The 16,912-nt window shown below is 63.4% G+C and carries 13 protein-coding genes; 8 read left to right on the forward strand and 5 right to left on the reverse strand.

What is annotated here, in order from left to right; translation table 11 throughout:
- Positions 1–181: 181 nt before the first annotated feature.
- From C4K27_RS24365 to C4K27_RS24395, 7 genes are all read left to right on the forward strand, one after another.
- A complete protein-coding gene (locus C4K27_RS24365) occupies positions 182–2,233 on the forward strand; it encodes a putative bifunctional diguanylate cyclase/phosphodiesterase (RefSeq protein WP_007929764.1) in 2,052 nt (683 codons plus the stop codon).
- A gap of 163 nt (positions 2,234–2,396) precedes the next feature.
- Positions 2,397–3,740 carry an imelysin family protein gene (locus C4K27_RS24370; protein WP_009045343.1) on the forward strand — a complete coding sequence of 448 codons (1,344 nt, stop codon included), beginning with the start codon at positions 2,397–2,399 and terminating at the stop codon, positions 3,738–3,740.
- Between the two features lie 313 nt (positions 3,741–4,053).
- Entirely contained in the window at positions 4,054–5,481 is a 1,428-nt protein-coding gene (locus C4K27_RS24375; RefSeq protein ID WP_053262431.1) for a di-heme oxidoreductase family protein, read from the forward strand.
- A gap of 30 nt (positions 5,482–5,511) precedes the next feature.
- The gene (locus tag C4K27_RS24380; protein WP_053262432.1) at positions 5,512–6,576 is read left to right on the forward strand and encodes an imelysin family protein; all 1,065 of its coding nucleotides are present in this window, start codon (positions 5,512–5,514) and stop codon (positions 6,574–6,576) included.
- Between the two features lie 2 nt (positions 6,577–6,578).
- The gene (locus tag C4K27_RS24385; protein WP_053262433.1) at positions 6,579–7,676 is read left to right on the forward strand and encodes a DUF1513 domain-containing protein; all 1,098 of its coding nucleotides are present in this window, start codon (positions 6,579–6,581) and stop codon (positions 7,674–7,676) included.
- A 136-nt stretch (positions 7,677–7,812) separates the two neighbouring features.
- Positions 7,813–8,964 carry an efflux RND transporter periplasmic adaptor subunit gene (locus tag C4K27_RS24390; protein WP_053262434.1) on the forward strand — a complete coding sequence of 384 codons (1,152 nt, stop codon included), beginning with the start codon at positions 7,813–7,815 and terminating at the stop codon, positions 8,962–8,964.
- Between the two features lie 13 nt (positions 8,965–8,977).
- The gene (locus C4K27_RS24395) at positions 8,978–12,001 is read left to right on the forward strand and encodes a multidrug efflux RND transporter permease subunit (protein WP_053262435.1); all 3,024 of its coding nucleotides are present in this window, start codon (positions 8,978–8,980) and stop codon (positions 11,999–12,001) included.
- A 59-nt stretch (positions 12,002–12,060) separates the two neighbouring features.
- On the opposite strand, the gene C4K27_RS24400 is transcribed toward C4K27_RS24395, so the two are convergent.
- From C4K27_RS24400 to colR, 5 genes are all read right to left on the reverse strand, one after another.
- The gene (locus C4K27_RS24400; RefSeq protein WP_037004964.1) at positions 12,061–12,288 is read right to left on the reverse strand and encodes a hypothetical protein; all 228 of its coding nucleotides are present in this window, start codon (positions 12,286–12,288) and stop codon (positions 12,061–12,063) included.
- A 2-nt stretch (positions 12,289–12,290) separates the two neighbouring features.
- Positions 12,291–13,004 carry a lipopolysaccharide kinase InaA family protein gene (locus C4K27_RS24405; RefSeq protein ID WP_053262436.1) on the reverse strand — a complete coding sequence of 238 codons (714 nt, stop codon included), beginning with the start codon at positions 13,002–13,004 and terminating at the stop codon, positions 12,291–12,293.
- A gap of 4 nt (positions 13,005–13,008) precedes the next feature.
- Complete coding sequence (locus C4K27_RS24410; RefSeq protein ID WP_009045350.1) at positions 13,009–13,689, reverse strand: class I SAM-dependent methyltransferase; 681 nt, start codon at positions 13,687–13,689, stop codon at positions 13,009–13,011.
- A gap of 189 nt (positions 13,690–13,878) precedes the next feature.
- The gene (locus C4K27_RS24415) at positions 13,879–15,159 is read right to left on the reverse strand and encodes a sensor histidine kinase (protein ID WP_053262437.1); all 1,281 of its coding nucleotides are present in this window, start codon (positions 15,157–15,159) and stop codon (positions 13,879–13,881) included.
- On the reverse strand, positions 15,149–15,832 hold the full coding sequence (colR, locus tag C4K27_RS24420; protein WP_009050537.1) for a two-component system response regulator ColR: 684 nt from the start codon (positions 15,830–15,832) through the stop codon (positions 15,149–15,151). Before colR ends, C4K27_RS24415 begins: the two co-directional genes overlap by 11 nt.
- 219 nt (positions 15,833–16,051) lie before the next feature.
- On the opposite strand from colR, the gene C4K27_RS24425 reads away from it, so the two are divergent.
- On the forward strand, positions 16,052–16,795 hold the full coding sequence (locus C4K27_RS24425; protein ID WP_053262438.1) for a phosphatase PAP2 family protein: 744 nt from the start codon (positions 16,052–16,054) through the stop codon (positions 16,793–16,795).
- Positions 16,796–16,912 lie beyond the last annotated feature (117 nt).

Below are 16,912 nucleotides of genomic sequence, written 5' to 3' on the forward strand. Positions count from 1 at the left end.
TCAAGTTGCAAGGCTTGGCTACCGACATATAACCGATAAGCGCGGATATGCTGGCTCCCGGCATTCCAACCAAGCCTACAGGTGAAATATCCTGGGCCTGATTGTCCCTTTGACTGCCATCACGGGATTGCCAATACTCATGGCAACTTGACGCTACCCGCACGGAACAAGGAATAACCCTTTGAAGCTGGAACTCAAAAACAGCTTGTCGGTGAAGTTGCTCCGGGTTGTGCTGCTGTCGGCACTGATAGTGGGCGTAGTGCTGAGCTGCGCACAAATCGTCTTCGATGCTTATAAGACTCGGCAGGCGGTCGCTAATGATGCCCAGCGTATTCTCGACATGTTTCGCGACCCCTCGACCCAGGCCGTCTACAGCCTGGACCGCGAAATGGGCATGCAAGTCATCGAAGGCCTGTTCCAGGACGATGCTGTGCGCATGGCCTCCATTGGCCATCCCAACGAAACCATGCTCGCGGAAAAAACCCGTGAGTTGCAGAATTCCCCCAGCCGCTGGCTGACCGATCTGATCCTCGGCAAGGAGCGCACCTTCACCACCCAATTGGTGGGTCGCGGGCCCTACAGCGAATACTACGGCGACCTGAGCATCACCCTCGACACGGCCACCTACGGCCAGGGGTTTATCGTCAGCTCGGTGATCATTTTCATTTCCGGCGTACTGCGCGCCCTGGCCATGGGCCTGGTGCTGTACCTGGTTTACCACTGGCTGCTGACCAAGCCGCTGTCGCGGATCATCGAGCACCTGACCACCATCAATCCGGACCGCCCCAGCGAACATCAGATCCCGTTGCTCAAGGGCCACGAGCGAAACGAGCTGGGGATCTGGATCAATACCGCCAACCAGTTGCTGGCATCGATCGAACGCAACACGCACCTGCGCCATGAAGCGGAAAACAGCCTGTTGCGCATGGCCCAGTACGACTTCCTCACCGGCCTGCCCAACCGCCAGCAACTGCAACAGCAACTGGACAAGATCCTGATCGACGCCGGCCGCCTGCAACGCCGGGTCGCGGTGCTCTGTGTCGGCCTCGACGACTTCAAGGGCATCAACGAACAGTTCAGCTACCAGACCGGCGACCAGTTGCTGCTGGCCCTGGCCGATCGCCTGCGGGCCCACAGTGGTCGCCTGGGCGCCCTCGCCCGCCTTGGCGGTGACCAGTTCGCCCTGGTCCAGGCCGATATCGAACAACCCTACGAAGCCGCCGAACTGGCGCAGAGCATTCTCGACGACCTGGAAGCACCGTTTGCCCTCGATCACCAGGAAATCCGCCTGCGCGCCACCATCGGCATCACCCTGTTCCCGGAAGACGGCGACAGCACCGAGAAGCTGCTGCAGAAAGCCGAGCAGACCATGACCCTGGCCAAGAGCCGGTCGCGCAACCGTTATCAGTTCTATATCGCCAGCGTCGACAGCGAGATGCGCCGGCGCCGCGAACTGGAAAAAGACCTGCGCGAAGCCCTGAGCCGCGAGCAGTTCCACCTGGTCTACCAGCCGCAGATCAGCTACCGCGATCATCGTGTGGTCGGGGTCGAGGCGCTGCTGCGCTGGCAGCATCCGGAACACGGCTTCGTCCCGCCGGACCTGTTCATTCCCCTGGCCGAGCAGAACGGCACCATCATCGCCATCGGCGAATGGGTGCTGGACCAGGCCTGCCGCCAACTGCGCGAATGGCATGACCTGGGCTTCAGCGACCTGCGCATGGCGGTCAACCTGTCCACCGTGCAACTGCACCACGCCGAGCTGCCGCGGGTGGTCAACAACCTGCTGCAGATCTATCGCCTGCCGCCGCGCAGCCTGGAGCTGGAAGTCACCGAAACCGGCCTGATGGAAGACATCAGCACCGCCGCCCAGCACCTGTTGAGCCTGCGCCGCTCGGGGGCGCTGATCGCCATCGACGACTTCGGTACCGGCTACTCGTCCCTGAGCTACCTCAAGAGCCTGCCGCTGGACAAGATCAAGATCGACAAGAGCTTCGTCCAGGACCTGCTGGATGACGACGACGATGCGACCATCGTGCGGGCGATCATCCAGCTGGGTAAAAGCCTGGGCATGCAGGTGATCGCCGAGGGCGTGGAAACCGCCGAACAAGAGGCCTACATCATCTCCGAAGGCTGCCACGAAGGTCAGGGTTATCACTACAGCAAACCCCTGCCGGCACGGGAGCTGAGCGCCTACCTGAAACAGGCCCAGCGCAGTAACGCGGCCATCCTCTGAAGACCCGATTGCGCGCATAAGCCTGATCCAGCGCAATCGCTTCCTGAATAGGAAATATTTACAACCACAACCCTTTACACATAATGCAAATCTTTCGCATTATGTCGCAGTTTTGCGCATCCCCCGCGCCACTCCACCCCTCTCTCGAAGCAGGATGTTCGCCATGATTCGTATGCCTCTGGCTACCGCCAGTCTGTTGGCCATCGCTATTTCCCTCGCCGGTTGCGGCGAAGGCAAAGACCAGGCTGCCGCGCCGCAAGCCGCTACCCCAGCCGCCAGCACCGCAGCCCCGGCCACCGCTCCTGCGGCCGGCAAGGTCGATGAAGCGGCGGCCAAGGCGGTCGTCGCGCATTACGCCGACATGGTCTTCGCCGTGTACAGCGATGCCGAATCCACCGCGAAGACCCTGCAGACCGCGATCGACGCCTTCCTCGCCAAGCCCAACGCCGACACCCTGAAAGCCGCCAAGGCTGCCTGGGTCGCGGCTCGCGTGCCTTACCTGCAGAGCGAAGTGTTCCGCTTCGGCAACACCATCGTCGACGACTGGGAAGGCCAGGTGAACTCCTGGCCGCTGGACGAAGGCCTGATCGACTACGTCGACAAGTCCTACGAGCACGCGCTGGGTAACCCGGGCGCCACCGCCAACATCATCGCCAACACTGAAGTCCAGGTCGGCGAAGACAAGGTCGACGTGAAGGACATCACCCCGGAAAAACTCGCCAGCCTCAACGAGCTGGGCGGTTCCGAGGCCAACGTCGCCACCGGCTACCACGCCATCGAATTCCTGCTCTGGGGCCAGGACCTGAACGGCACCGGCCCTGGCGCCGGCAACCGTCCGGCTTCCGACTACCTGGAAGGCGCCGGCGCCACCGGCGGCCACAACGACCGTCGCCGTGCCTACCTGAAAGCCGTGACCCAACTGCTGGTCAACGACCTGGAAGAAATGGTCGGTAACTGGAAGCCGAACGTGGCCGACAACTACCGCGCCACCCTGGAAGCGGAACCGGCTGAAAGCGGCCTGCGCAAAATGCTGTTCGGCATGGGCAGCCTGTCCCTGGGCGAACTGGCGGGCGAGCGCATGAAGGTGTCCCTGGAAGCCAACTCCCCTGAAGACGAACAGGACTGCTTCAGCGACAACACCCACAATTCGCACTTCTACGATGCCAAGGGCATCCGCAACGTGTACCTGGGCGAATACACCCGCGTCGACGGCACCAAGCTGACCGGCGCCAGCCTGTCGTCGCTGGTGGCGAAAATCGACCCGGCCGCCGACACCGCATTGAAGGCCGACCTGGCCGCCACCGAAGCCAAGATCCAGGTCATGGTCGATCACGCCAACAAGGGTGAGCACTACGATCAGTTGATCGCCGCCGGCAACGACGCGGGCAACCAGATCGTGCGTGACGCCATCGCCGCGCTGGTCAAGCAGACCGGTTCGATCGAACAGGCCGCGGGCAAGCTGGGCATCAGCGACCTGAACCCGGACAACGCCGATCACGAGTTCTGATCACTGTTGCGGGAATGAAAAGGCGCCCTTCGGGTCGCCTTTTTTGTGCCTGTCTATGACGCGGCCCCTGTAGCCGCTGCCGCAGGCTGCGATAAGGCCGCAGGCCTTCAGCGATCTTGAAACCCTGCGCCCCCTTCGGTGGCGATCGCAGCCTGCGGCAGCGGCTACAGGACCAGACCAGAGCCGGGGGACAGGGACAGGCAGGCTTCGCTTGCGTTGTCCCACGTCAAGCGGAACGATAATTCCTCTTATTCAAACTCCCCTGCCCTGTTAGACTTTGCGCCCTTGTTTTGCTCGTCCTGCAGGATATCCGATGCCCCCGTCGCTGCTTCGCTGGTCTGCGCTGTTCATGGCCTTGAGCCTGAGTGCCTGCGATGACGCCCCGCGTTTTACCCAGGCCGAGCCGGGCGAAGCGCGTTCCGGCGGTGAGGCGACCGTGCGCAAGAGCGACCAGAACGCCTTTTCCATGCCGTCGGCCAACCTGTCGCCGACCCGGCGCCTGGACTTCAGCGTCGGCAACAGTTTCTTCCGCAGCCCCTGGGTGATCGCTCCCTCGACCACCACCGCCCGCGATGGCCTGGGCCCGCTGTTCAACACCAACGGCTGCCAGAACTGCCATATCAAGGACGGCCGCGGCCACCCGCCGACGCCCGACTCGGATAACGCCGTGTCGATGCTGGTGCGCCTGTCGATCCCCAATGAGCCGACCTACGCCAAGGTCATCGAGCAGCTGGGCATAGTGCCCGAACCGGTGTACGGCGGGCAGTTCCAGGACATGGCGGTGCCTGGCGTCGCCCCGGAAGGCAAGGTGCGGGTCGAGTACGAGCCGCTGACCGTGCGCTTCAAGGACGGCAGCGAAGTCGAACTGCGCAAGCCGAAGCTGCAGATCACTCAGCTCGGTTATGGCCCGATGCATCCCGACACCCGCTTCTCGGCCCGCGTGGCGCCGCCGATGATCGGCCTGGGCCTGCTCGAAGCCATCCCCGAGGCGGCGATCCTGGCCAATGCCCAAGCGCAAGCCAAGGCTGGCAATGGCATTGCCGGACGGCCGAACCGGGTCTGGGACGATGCCCAGCAAAAGACCGTACTCGGGCGTTTTGGCTGGAAAGCCGGACAACCCAACCTCAATCAACAAAATGTTCACGCGTTCTCTGGTGATATGGGCCTGACCACCAGCCTGAGACCCTTCGATGACTGCACCGACGCCCAGACCGCCTGCAAGCAAGCCCCCAATGGCAACGGGCCGGATGGCGAACCGGAAGTCAGCGACAACATCCTGCGCCTGGTGCTGTTCTACAGCCGCAACCTCGGGGTGCCGGCGCGCCGCGAGGTTGGTTCGCCACAAGTGCTGGCCGGCAAGAACCTGTTCTACCAGGCCGGCTGCCAGTCCTGCCATACCCCCCGGTTCACCACCGCCGCCGACGCCGCGGAACCCGAGCTGGCCAATCAAGTGATCCGCCCCTACAGCGACCTGCTGCTGCATGACATGGGCGAAGGCCTAGCCGACCACCGCAGCGAATTCCAGGCCGGCGGCCGCGACTGGCGCACGCCGCCGTTGTGGGGGATCGGCCTGACGGAAACGGTCAGCGGCCACACCCAGTTCCTGCATGACGGTCGCGCCCGCAACCTGCTCGAAGCCGTGCTCTGGCACGGCGGCGAGGCCCAGGCGGCGCAGCGACAGGTTTTATCCTTCAATGCCGAACAGCGCGCTGCGTTGCTGGCATTCCTGAATTCTCTTTAACGCCTTCTTACAAGAAACGGGAGCCCGAACATGTTCCGTCCCAAGCTGTTGTTCACCAGCCTTGCCGCGCTCGCCCTGGGTGCCTGCTCACCGCAGGACCCACAAGCCGTGACCTCGGCGGCCATCGCCAAACAGGTGATCCTGCCGACCTACAGCCGTTGGGTCGAAGCCGACCGCCAGCTGGCGATCAGCGCCCTGGCCTTCTGTGAAGGCAAGCAAAGCCTGGACACCGCCCGTGCCGACTTCCTGCACGCGCAGAAAGCCTGGGCGGAACTGCAACCCTTGCTGATCGGGCCGCTGGCCGAGGGCAACCGCTCCTGGCAAGTGCAGTTCTGGCCGGACAAGAAGAACCTGGTCGGCCGTCAGGTCGAACAGCTGGTCAGCGCCACGCCGCAGATCGACGCCGCCGCCCTGGCCAAGTCCAGCGTCGTGGTGCAAGGCCTCTCCGCCTACGAATACATCCTGTTCGACAGCAAGATCGACATGGCCAACAGCGAGCAGAAAGCCCGCTACTGCCCGCTGCTGAGCGCCATTGGCGAACGCCAGAAGCAGCTCGCCGAAGAGATCCTGTCGCGCTGGAACACCAGCGACGGCATGCTCGCGCAGATGAGCAAGTTCCCCAACCAACGCTACGCCGACTCCCATGAGGCCATCGCCGACCTGCTGCGGGTCCAGGTCACCGCGCTGGACACCCTGAAGAAGAAGCTCGGCACGCCGATGGGCCGTCAGAGCAAGGGCATTCCACAGCCGTTCCAGGCCGACGCCTGGCGCAGCCAGTCGTCCATGCAGAGCCTGGAAGCCAGCCTCGCCGCGGCCCAGACCGTCTGGGCCGGGGTCGACAACAAGGGCCTGCGCGGCCTGTTGCCGGCCGAGCAGAAGCCGCTGGCCGACAAGATCGACGCCGCCTACACCGCCTCGCTGAAGCTGTTCGCCAGCACCCAGCGTTCGCTGACCGAGCTGCTGGCCGACGACGCCGGCCGCCAGCAACTGAACGATATCTACGACAGCCTCAACGTCGTCCACCGCCTGCACGAAGGCGAACTGGCCAAGGCACTGGGCATCCAACTGGGCTTCAACGCCAACGACGGTGACTGATCATGCTGCGACGTCAGGCTTTGGCACTCGGCAGCCTGCTGCTGAGCGCCGTCACGCTGGGTGGCTGGACGCTGTTCAAGCACAAGGACCAAGGCCCGCTGCTGCTCTCGGCGCGCGATGACGGCGACGGCAAGCACTACGCCGTCGGCTATCGCCTGGACGGCACGCAAGTGTTCGCCACCCGGGTCGGTCAACGCTGCCATGACATCGTCAACCACCCGACGCTGCCGATCGCCCTGTTCGTCGCCCGTCGCCCGGGCACCGAAAGCTACCTGATCGACCTGCGCGACGGCACACTCCTGCAAACCCTGGCCTCGCAGCCGAACCGGCACTTCTATGGCCACGCGGTGATCCACAAGAGCGGCGACTGGCTGTACGCCACCGAGAACGACACAAGCGATCCGGGTCGTGGCCTGCTCGGGGTGTACCGGTTCGAGGGCGAACGCCTGGTGCACAGCGGCGAGATCCCGACCCACGGCATCGGCCCGCACCAGGTGTCGTGGATGCCGGACGGCGAGACCCTGGTGGTGGCCAACGGCGGGATTCGCACCGAGGCGGAAAGTCGCGTCGAGATGAACCTCGACGCCATGGAGCCGAGCCTGGTGCTGATGCAGCGCGACGGTAACCTGCTGAGCAAGGAAACCCTGGCCCAGCAGATGAACAGCGTGCGTCACATGGGCATCGCCGGCGACGGCACCATCGTCACCGGCCAGCAGTTCATGGGCGACGTCCATGAGTCGTCGCAACTGCTGGCGATCAAGCGCCCGGGGCAGCCATTCCAGGCCTTCCCGGTGGCCGAGCACCAGTTGCAGGCGATGGGGCATTACACCGCCAGCGTCGCGGTGCACAGCGAACTGCGCCTGGTGGCCCTCACCGCCCCGCGCGGCAACCGCTTTTTCATCTGGGACCTGGACAGCGCCGAAGTGCGCCTGGACGCGCCCTTGCCGGACTGTGCCGGGGTCGGTGCGGTGGAGGATGGTTTTGTCGTGACCTCGGGCCAGGGGCGCTGCCGCTTCTACGACTGTCGCCAGAAACAACTGGTGGCAAAACCCCTGGATTTGCCGGCAGGGCTCTGGGACAACCATTTGCACCTGGTCTAGTTTTTCGCCGCCGCGCAGGATTGGAAAACAGGACTCTGGATGACCGGATTGTCATCTGGAAGCCCCCGAAAAGTCGGAGTAATGTCTTCGGCAATCAGCTTGGTTTTCCCAGCTTCGTTTTCCAAGGAACCGGAATATGCTGCGTCGCCGCATGTTTATCATGTTGGGTGTCGTCCTGCTGATCGTGCTGTTGCTGGCAGGCTACAAGGCCTTCTCCATCTATCAGCAGGTCAAGCTCTTCTCGGTGCCCAAGCCGCCGATCAGCGTGGCCGTGGCCACGGCTCGCGAACAACCGTGGCAAACCCGCCTGCCCACGGTCGGTACCCTCAAGGCCCTGCAGGGAGTCAACCTCAGCCTGGAAGTGGCCGGGACCGTCAAGGAGCTGCAGTTCGAGTCCGGGCAGAAGGTCAGCGCCGGGCAGCCCTTGCTGCAACTCGACAGCGACGTGGAAAGCGCCCTGCTGGAAACCGCCAGGGCCGACCTGGGCCTGTCCCAGCTTGATTATGGCCGCGGCAGCCAGCTGGTGGGCAGCCAGGCGATTTCCCGCGGCGAATACGATCGCTTGTCGGCACTGCTGCAAAAGAACAAGGCCACGGTCAATCAACTCAAGGCTTCGTTGGCGAAAAAACGCCTGCTCGCGCCCTTCAGCGGCACCATCGGCATTCGCCATGTGGATGTCGGCGACTACCTCGCCAGCGGCACGGTGATCGCCACCCTGCAAGACCTCAGCAGCCTGTACGTGGACTTCTTCGTCCCGGAACAGGCCGTGCCGAAAATCGCCCTGGGCCAATCGGTCAGCGTGATGGTCTCCGCCTATCCGGAGGAGCAGTTCAGCGCCACCATCAGCGCCATCAACCCCAAGGTCGAAGACACCACGCGCAACGTGCAGGTGCGCGCCACCCTGGCCAACCCCGACGGCAAGCTGCTGCCGGGCATGTTCACCAACCTGCAGGTGCTGCTGCCCGATCCGCAGCCCCGGGTGGTGGTACCGGAGAGCGCCATCACCTACACCCTGTACGGTAACTCGCTGTACGTGGTGGCCGAGAAAAAGGCCGCCGATGGCAGCCCGGAGAAAGACGACAAGGGCCAGCCGGTGCTGATCGCCGAGCGGCGCTTCATCGAAACCGGCGAACGGCGCAACGGCCTGGTGCTGATCAACAAGGGCGTGAGCAACGGCGAACAGGTAGTGAGCGCCGGGCAAATCAAGCTGGACCATGGCGCCCACATCGCCATCACCCCGGACAAGATGCTACCCCCCGAACAGAGCGGCCAGCCACGCGCGAACTGATCAAGGAATCCTCATGGCTTTTACAGATCCGTTCATCCGTCGTCCGGTCCTGGCCACCGTGGTCAGCCTGCTGATCGTGCTGCTGGGCTTCCAGGCCTGGAGCAAACTGCCGCTGCGCCAGTACCCACAGATGGAAAACGCCCTGATCACGGTCACCACCGCCTACCCCGGGGCCAACGCCGAGACCATCCAGGGCTATATCACCCAACCGATGCAGCAGAGCCTGGCCAGTGCCGAGGGCATCGACTACATGACCTCGGTCAGTCGCCAGAACTTCTCGGTAATCTCGGTCTACGCCCGCATCGGCGCCAACAGCGACCGCCTGTTCACCGAGCTGCTGGCCAAGGCCAACGAGGTGAAGAACAAGCTGCCCCAGGACGCCGAGGACCCGGTGCTGAGCAAGGAAGCCGCCGACGCCTCGGCGCTGATGTACATCAGCTTCTTCAGCCAGGAGTTGAACAACCCGCAGATCACCGACTACCTGTCGCGGGTGATCCAGCCGAAGCTGGCGACCCTGCCGGGCATGGCCGAGGCCGAGATCCTCGGCAACCAGGTGTTCGCCATGCGCCTGTGGCTGGACCCGGTCAAGCTCGCCGGCTACGGCCTGAGCGCCGGCGACGTGACCAGCGCGGTACGCCGCTACAACTTCCTGTCCGCGGCCGGTGAGATCAAGGGCGAGTACGTGGTCACCAGCATCAACGCCAGCACCGAACTGAAATCCGCCGAAGCCTTCGCCGCCATTCCCCTGCGGACCGAGGGCGACAGCCGGGTGCTGCTCAGCGACGTGGCACGGGTCGAGATGGGCGCGGAGAACTATAACGCCATCAGCTCCTTTGGTGGCATCCCCTCGGTCTATATCGGCATCAAGGCGACCCCCAACGCCAACCCGCTGGACGTGATCAAGGAAGTGCGCAAGATCATGCCGGAGCTGGAGGCCCAGCTGCCGCCCAACCTCAAGTCGGAGATCGCCTACGACGCCACGCTGTTCATCCAGGCCTCGATCAACGAGGTGGTGAAGACCCTGTTCGAAGCCGTGCTGATTGTGATCGTGGTGGTGTTCCTGTTCCTCGGCGCACTGCGTTCGGTGGTGATCCCGGTGGTCACCATTCCGCTGTCGATGATCGGCGTGATGTTTTTCATGCAGTTGATGGGCTACTCGATCAACCTGCTGACCCTGCTGGCGATGGTGCTGGCCATCGGCCTGGTGGTGGACGATGCGATCGTGGTGGTGGAAAACATCCACCGCCATATCGAGGAAGGCAAGACGCCGCTGGACGCGGCCCTCGAAGGCGCCCGGGAAATCGCCATGCCGGTGGTGTCGATGACCATCACCCTGGCGGCGGTCTACGCCCCCATCGGCTTCCTGCAGGGGCTCACCGGGGCGCTGTTCAAAGAGTTCGCCCTGACCCTGGCCGGCGCGGTGGTGATTTCCGGCATCGTCGCCCTGACCCTGTCGCCGATGATGTGCGCCCTGCTGCTGCGCCACGATGAAAACCCCAGCGGCCTGGCCCACCGCCTCGACCTGATTTTCGAAAGCCTCAAGCGCCGCTACCAGAGCCTGCTGCATGGCACCCTCAACACTCGGCCGGTGGTCCTGGTGTTCGCCCTGATCGTGCTGTGCCTGATCCCGGCCCTGCTCACCTTCACCAAGTCGGAACTGGCCCCGGACGAGGACCAGGGCATCATTTTCATGATGGCCACCGCGCCCCAGCCGGCCAACCTGGATTACCTCAACGCCTACACCGACGAGTTCCTGGAGATCTTCAAGACGTTCCCCGAGTACTACTCCTCGTTCCAGATCAACGGCTTCAACGGCGTGCAATCGGGTATCGGCGGCTTCCTGCTCAAACCCTGGAACGAGCGCAAGCGCACGCAGATGCAGATCCTGCCCGAAGTCCAGGCCCGGCTCGCGGGCATCGCCGGGCTGCAGGTCTTCGGTTTCAACCTGCCGTCCCTGCCGGGCACCGGCGAAGGGCTGCCGTTCGCCTTCATCATCAATAGCCCCAACGATTACGAGTCGCTGCTGGAACTGTCCGACCGGGTAAAGAAACGCGCCATGGAATCGGGCAAGTTCGCCTTTGTCGATATCGATCTGGCCTTCGACAAGCCGGAAGTGGTGGTCGACATCGACCGCGCCAAGGCGGCGCAGATGGGGGTGTCGATGCTGGACCTGGGCGGGACCCTGGCCACCTTGCTCGGCGAGGCGGAAATCAACCGCTTCACCATCGAGGGACGCAGCTACAAGGTCATCGCTCAGGTCGAACGGCCTTATCGCGACACCCCCGAATGGCTGAACAACTACTACGTGAAAAACGCCAAGGGCGAGGCGCTGCCGCTGTCGACCCTGATCAGCGTCCACGATCGGGCCCGCCCGCGACAGCTCAACCAGTTCCAGCAACTCAACGCCGCGACCATTTCCGGATTCCCGGTCGTGAGCATGGGTGAAGCGATCGATACCGTGCGCCAGATCGCCGAGGAAGAAGCCCCGCCGGGCTATGCCTTCGACTATGCCGGGGCCTCACGACAGTTCGTCCAGGAAGGCAGCGCGCTGTGGGTGACCTTTGGCCTGGCGCTGGCGATCATTTTCCTGGTGCTGGCGGCGCAGTTCGAGAGTTTCCGCGATCCGGTGGTGATCCTGGTGACGGTGCCGCTGTCGATCTGCGGGGCCTTGATCCCACTGTTTCTCGGCTGGTCGAGCATGAACATCTATACCCAGGTCGGGCTGGTGACCCTGATCGGCCTGATCAGCAAGCACGGGATCCTGATCGTCGAGTTCGCCAACCAGCTGCGCAAGGACCAGGGACTGACGCCGCGCGAGGCCGTGGAAGCCGCCGCGGCCATTCGCCTGCGGCCGGTCTTGATGACCACCGCGGCGATGGTCTTCGGCATGGTGCCGCTGATCCTGGCCACCGGTGCCGGCGCGGTCAGCCGGTTCGACATCGGCACGGTGATCGCCACGGGAATGTCGATCGGCACCTTGTTCACCCTGTTCGTGCTGCCCTGCATCTACACCCTGCTGGCCAGGCCGGACAAGTGAAGGACGCGCAATAAAAAAGGCCTCGCGATGCGAGGCCTTTTTATCGGGCTTGATGGTCTTCAACTCTGTGGCCTCATTCCCTGAGTCAGGCCGAACATGAACAACAACAGGTCACGATCGGGCTGGGCTCCCTGGGTCGTTTTGACGACCCGTGGCAACGGGCAATGCGCATCACCCTGCGCCGTGCTGAGGACTTCCATGCGTGGCTGCTCCCAGGCAGCCACCGCCAAGGATGCAACTGCCAAGGCTCCTACTAAAAACAAACCTCGTGCAATTTCGAGCTTCATCACTATAAGCCTTTGATAGCGCTGCCAAACGCCGTCCTATAAAAATAGTAGAGTTTGTCCCAGTCCGTGGTGTTCCACGACGAGTGGCGCCGCAATTGTTTGATGTCATGGGCCGCAGCCCGTTTAGCGGTCAGGCGCTGGCGGCATTTCTCGAAATCCAGCAGCGCGATATCCACTTTCGCCGCTTCGCCCTCACCCATGACCCGCACGAACACATGCTTGCTATACAGGCAGCCATGCTGCCAGCGGCCCCGATGCATGCGCGCCAGCGTGGCCGCCAGTTCCTTGAGCACACGCTCGTGCAGGGCCTCGCCGTGGCGCTCACGCTCGCCAGCGGCGTACCAGTGGTCGATTTCCACGAAGCCGTCCAGCGCCTCGGTCACCAGCAAGGCACGCCACTGGCCCTGGGAATCACGCTGCGCACCGCAGAACACCAGGTGCGGCACCGCCACGTTGAGCTGGCTCAGGCCCTTGAGCGCATCCTGCTCGCGCAGCACCGTGGGGCGGCCGAAGGGGTACAACCAGCTGCGATAGATATGGCCGATCTGGCGCTTGGCATACAGCACACGCCCGTCAGTGCCCGGAAGACGTTGAACGCCACTTTCCCCGCCGCGACGTTGATTGGGCTCTTCGACCCACTCCCCCTGTTGACTCCAGAAGTAGTCGAAACGGTCTGCAGCAGCGACTTCCATTCCCGGTGCACATTCAACGGCCATCCTGTTACCTCTTGCGTAATACGTAGACTCGCCACATGGCGTAGAGCGGAAAAAAGTCCAGATGATCCTGAACGCGAAACCCGGCCTGCTTGAATTCTTCTTCAACCGTGGCAGCCGGTAACACAAAACGGTTCTGGTAACCTTCCTGCCCGGATTCCTCCTTGCGCCGCACTTCCATGCGCTTGCGTTTCCAGGCCTTGAAATTGCCGTCGACCCACAGTGAAACGATCACGCTGTCCCGGGTAACCCGCTGGAACTCCCGGAGCAGAGCCAGGCGATGAGACGACTCGCCAATGTGGTGCAGCAGGCGCATGCAGAAAATGCTGTCGACGGCGTTATCCGGCAAGTCGATGTCGAAGGCAGACGTCTGCAAGGGTTGTACCCGTTTCACCACGTCGGCCGGTTGCGCCACCGTGGCGATCTTCAACATCGCCGCGGAATTGTCCGCACCGATGATCACGCGGTTGGGTTTCTCCGCCAGCAACGGCCAGAAACGCCCGGCACCACAGGGCAGGTCAAGCACCAGCCCCGGCTCTCCGGCCATGGCCAGCGCCGCACGCGCCAACTGCTCGTCGCGCTTGTGGGACAGACGGCGAGCGACGCCATCCTGATGTTTGAGCAGATACTCCTGAGCGTGCTGTTCGTCGTACTTCTCGGAAAATTCCAGCTTGATCGGGGTCGCCATCACACAGTCTCCTGAATCTGATGGCCCCACCTTAGGCAGCGGCTTGTCAGTGTCAGGTCATGTCTTTGTGAAAACTTCGTCCGGTCCAGAGTGGAAATATTTCAGAGTTTTACAGGCTCCCATAAGTGGCCTGGGGCCATCAACCGGGGAAATTCCCGTGATGACCCGCGCAGTAGTCATGGAGACCCATCATGCCGTGCGGCGGTTCAATTCGACATGAAACCGGCAGCCGTTGGGCTCCATGGTGCTGAGGCTGACGCTCCAGCCCTGGTCCTCGCAGATCCGCTGCACCAGCGACAGGCCCAGGCCCAGGCCCTCGCCGCGCTTCTCGTTGCCACGCACGAAGGGCTCGAACATCGCCTCGCGTTTCTCCTCGGGAATGCCCACACCGCTGTCCTCGACCACAAAGCCGCTCGGCTCAAGGCTCAAGCGAATGAAGCCGTGCTCGGTGTAATGCAAGGCATTGCGCAGCAGGTTGCCCATCACCGCGTGCAAAAAGGTGGCGTTATAGCGGGTGTCCAGCGGCTGGCCGGCGTCGAAGATCAGCTCCAGGCCCTTTTGCCGGATCGGTCCGCCCCACAGGCCCATCAGGTCTTCGGCCACCTGGCTCAAGGTCGCCTGGGGCGACATGCCGCCGTCTTCGCGCTGGGCACGGGCCAGCATCAGGAAGGTCTGGACCAGCTCGCGCATTTCGCCGCACGCTCGGGCGATGCGCTCGACCTGGGCCCGACCACGCTGATCGATCGCCGGGTTTTCCAGCAACAGCTCGCAGGAACTGGCCAGCACCATCAGCGGCGTACGCAGTTCGTGGCTGACATCGCTGGTGAACAGGCGCTCGCGGTTCAGGGCCTGGCGCAAGCGCCCCAGGGTGGCATCGAAGGCCACTGCCAGCTCCCCCACTTCGTCGGCCGCGTAGTCCGGTGCCAATGGCGGCGCCAGCCCCAGCAACTGGTCGCGATGGCGCACCTGCCGCGCCAGCCTTACCACCGGCGCCATGACCCGACGCGCCAGCACCCAGCCGAGGAACACCGCCAAGGCCAGGCTCAGCACGAAGCCCACCAGCACCACCGCGAAGAGCACCCGTTCGCGCTCTTCGAAATCGCTCTGGTCCTGCAGCAGCACATAGCGTCGACCGTCGACCACTTCGACCATGGCGTGATACGACAGCTGTTCGCGGAAGACCTCATGAAAGCCCGGATCCAGATGCCGCAGATCCTTGGGCAGCTCGAAATCGCCGCGCCCTCCGCTGAAATAAAACAGCTGGTCCGGCTCGGGACGGTGGCTCCAGTCGGAAACGTTGTCCATCAACAGCAGACGCTGAAGGTCACCCCCCAGGCCCGCGGAAATCAGCTTCTCTTCCACCAGGTGCACCGTCGCCACGATACCCAGGGCGAAGGCTCCAGCGACCAGCGCGCTCATCAGCGCAAAGGCGATGATGATCCGCTGGGAAAGGCTTTGCTTAAACTCCATCACGACCCTCGGCCAGGCGGTAACCGACACCGTGCACGGTATGCAGCAACGGTTTGCCGAACGGCTTGTCGATCACCTGGCGCAATTGGTGGACATGGCTGCGCAGGCTGTCGCTGTCCGGGCAGTCGTCGCCCCACAGCGCCTCTTCGAGAATTTCCCGGCGCAGCACATGGGGGCTCTTCTGCATCAGCACCGCCAGCAACTTGAGCCCCACCGGGTTGAGCTTGAGCAGGCGCCCTTCGCGGGTGACCTCCAGGGTGTCGAGGTCATAACTCAGGTCGCCGACCTGCAGGGCCCGGCGCCCGCCGCCCTGGGTCCGGCGCATGACCGCCTCGACCCGCGCGGCCAGCTCGGACAAGGCGAAGGGCTTGACCAGGTAATCGTCGGCCCCGGACTTGAAGCCCTGCAGGCGATCGTCCAGTTGATCACGGGCGGTGAGCATGATCACCGGCGTATCGCGGCGGGCATCTTCGCGCAGGCGCTTGCACAGGGTGTAACCGTCGATACCCGGCAGCATGATGTCGAGCACGATCAGGTCGTAATGTTCGGTGGCGGCCAGGTGCAGGCCCGACAGACCGTCCTGGGCGCAGTCCACGGTGTAGCCTTTAAGCCCCAGGTAGTCGGCCAGGTTGGCCAGAATATCGCGGTTGTCTTCAACCAGTAGAATTCGCATGGGCACTCTCTCCGCACACAGTTACGGCCGTCTTGGCTCGCGCAGCTTAAGGCCAAGCGTGGCTGACGGCTAGGGTTGTTCAAGCCCCCGCGGCGAATGCCGTCGCAGGGTTCCAGGGCCTTGACGAGTTTTTCACCCAGGGTTCACACGCTGACGACAAGGGCCGCTCCAGACTCCGCGGGAACCCGCGACCGCAACGCTTCCCTCGAAGGACTTTCCATGGCTTTGACCCTCGCCCGCCCCGCCTCCAGAGCGCTGAACTGGTGGATCTGCCTGGGCATACCCGCCCTGGCTGCCGTCATCCTGCTGCTGCTTGAACTGACCACCCTGGACATGGACCTGGCCCGGTACTTTTATGACCCCGCCGCTGGCGGTTTCATCGGCGGCCATAGTTATTTCCTGGAAAATATCCTGCATGACCGGGCCAAGCAGCTGGTCATCGTCTTTTCAGTGCTGGCCATTGTCGGCTTCATCGGCGCCTTCTTCGTCCAGCGTCTCAAGCCGTTCAAGCGCGAGCTGGGTTGCCTGGTGCTGTCCCTGGGCCTGGCCACCGCCTTTGTCACCCCGGTCAAGGCGGTCACCGCCGTGCAGTGCCCGTGGAGTCTGAAAGAGTTCGGCGGCAAGGAAACCTACAGCGAACTGCTCAGCCCCCGGCCAGCGACCGACAAGCCTGGTCGCTGCTGGCCAGGCGGCCATGCCGCCACCGGTTTCACCCTGTTCGCGCTGTTTTTTGTCCTGCGTGATCGCCGCCCGCGCCTGGCGCGCAAGGCGCTGGTGTTCGCCTTTGCCCTCGGCACGGTGTTCTCGGTCGGGCGCATGCTGCAGGGCGCGCACTTCTTCTCCCACAACGTCTGGACCGCGATCTTCTGCTGGCTGATCTGCCTGGGGGCGTACTACTTCATTCTCTATCGACCGGCAGCCAAGGCCGAGCCGGTGATGGAGACGGAAGCGGTGAAGGCCTGAGGTCTTTTCGCGAGCGAGCCCTCCCTACAAAACCACGCACACCTGTAGGAGCACGCTTGCTCGCGGCGATGGCCCAGGCAAAAACTCCCACCCATAAAAAAGCCCCGCCGGCTTTCG

It is taken from the genome of Pseudomonas chlororaphis subsp. chlororaphis, from assembly GCF_003945765.1.
Lineage (GTDB): Bacteria > Pseudomonadota > Gammaproteobacteria > Pseudomonadales > Pseudomonadaceae > Aquipseudomonas > Aquipseudomonas chlororaphis.

Coding starts and splice junctions, on each gene's coding strand:
- C4K27_RS24425 (WP_053262438.1), top strand. CDS start 16,052: ATGGCTTTGACCCTCGCCCGCCCCGCCTCCAGAGCGCTGAACTGGTGG.
- C4K27_RS24410 (WP_009045350.1), bottom strand. CDS start 13,689: ATGGCGACCCCGATCAAGCTGGAATTTTCCGAGAAGTACGACGAACAG.
- C4K27_RS24390 (WP_053262434.1), top strand. CDS start 7,813: ATGCTGCGTCGCCGCATGTTTATCATGTTGGGTGTCGTCCTGCTGATC.
- C4K27_RS24395 (WP_053262435.1), top strand. CDS start 8,978: ATGGCTTTTACAGATCCGTTCATCCGTCGTCCGGTCCTGGCCACCGTG.
- C4K27_RS24400 (WP_037004964.1), bottom strand. CDS start 12,288: ATGAAGCTCGAAATTGCACGAGGTTTGTTTTTAGTAGGAGCCTTGGCA.
- C4K27_RS24375 (WP_053262431.1), top strand. CDS start 4,054: ATGCCCCCGTCGCTGCTTCGCTGGTCTGCGCTGTTCATGGCCTTGAGC.
- C4K27_RS24405 (WP_053262436.1), bottom strand. CDS start 13,004: ATGGCCGTTGAATGTGCACCGGGAATGGAAGTCGCTGCTGCAGACCGT.
- C4K27_RS24380 (WP_053262432.1), top strand. CDS start 5,512: ATGTTCCGTCCCAAGCTGTTGTTCACCAGCCTTGCCGCGCTCGCCCTG.
- colR (WP_009050537.1), bottom strand. CDS start 15,832: ATGCGAATTCTACTGGTTGAAGACAACCGCGATATTCTGGCCAACCTG.
- C4K27_RS24385 (WP_053262433.1), top strand. CDS start 6,579: ATGCTGCGACGTCAGGCTTTGGCACTCGGCAGCCTGCTGCTGAGCGCC.
- C4K27_RS24370 (WP_009045343.1), top strand. CDS start 2,397: ATGATTCGTATGCCTCTGGCTACCGCCAGTCTGTTGGCCATCGCTATT.
- C4K27_RS24415 (WP_053262437.1), bottom strand. CDS start 15,159: ATGGAGTTTAAGCAAAGCCTTTCCCAGCGGATCATCATCGCCTTTGCG.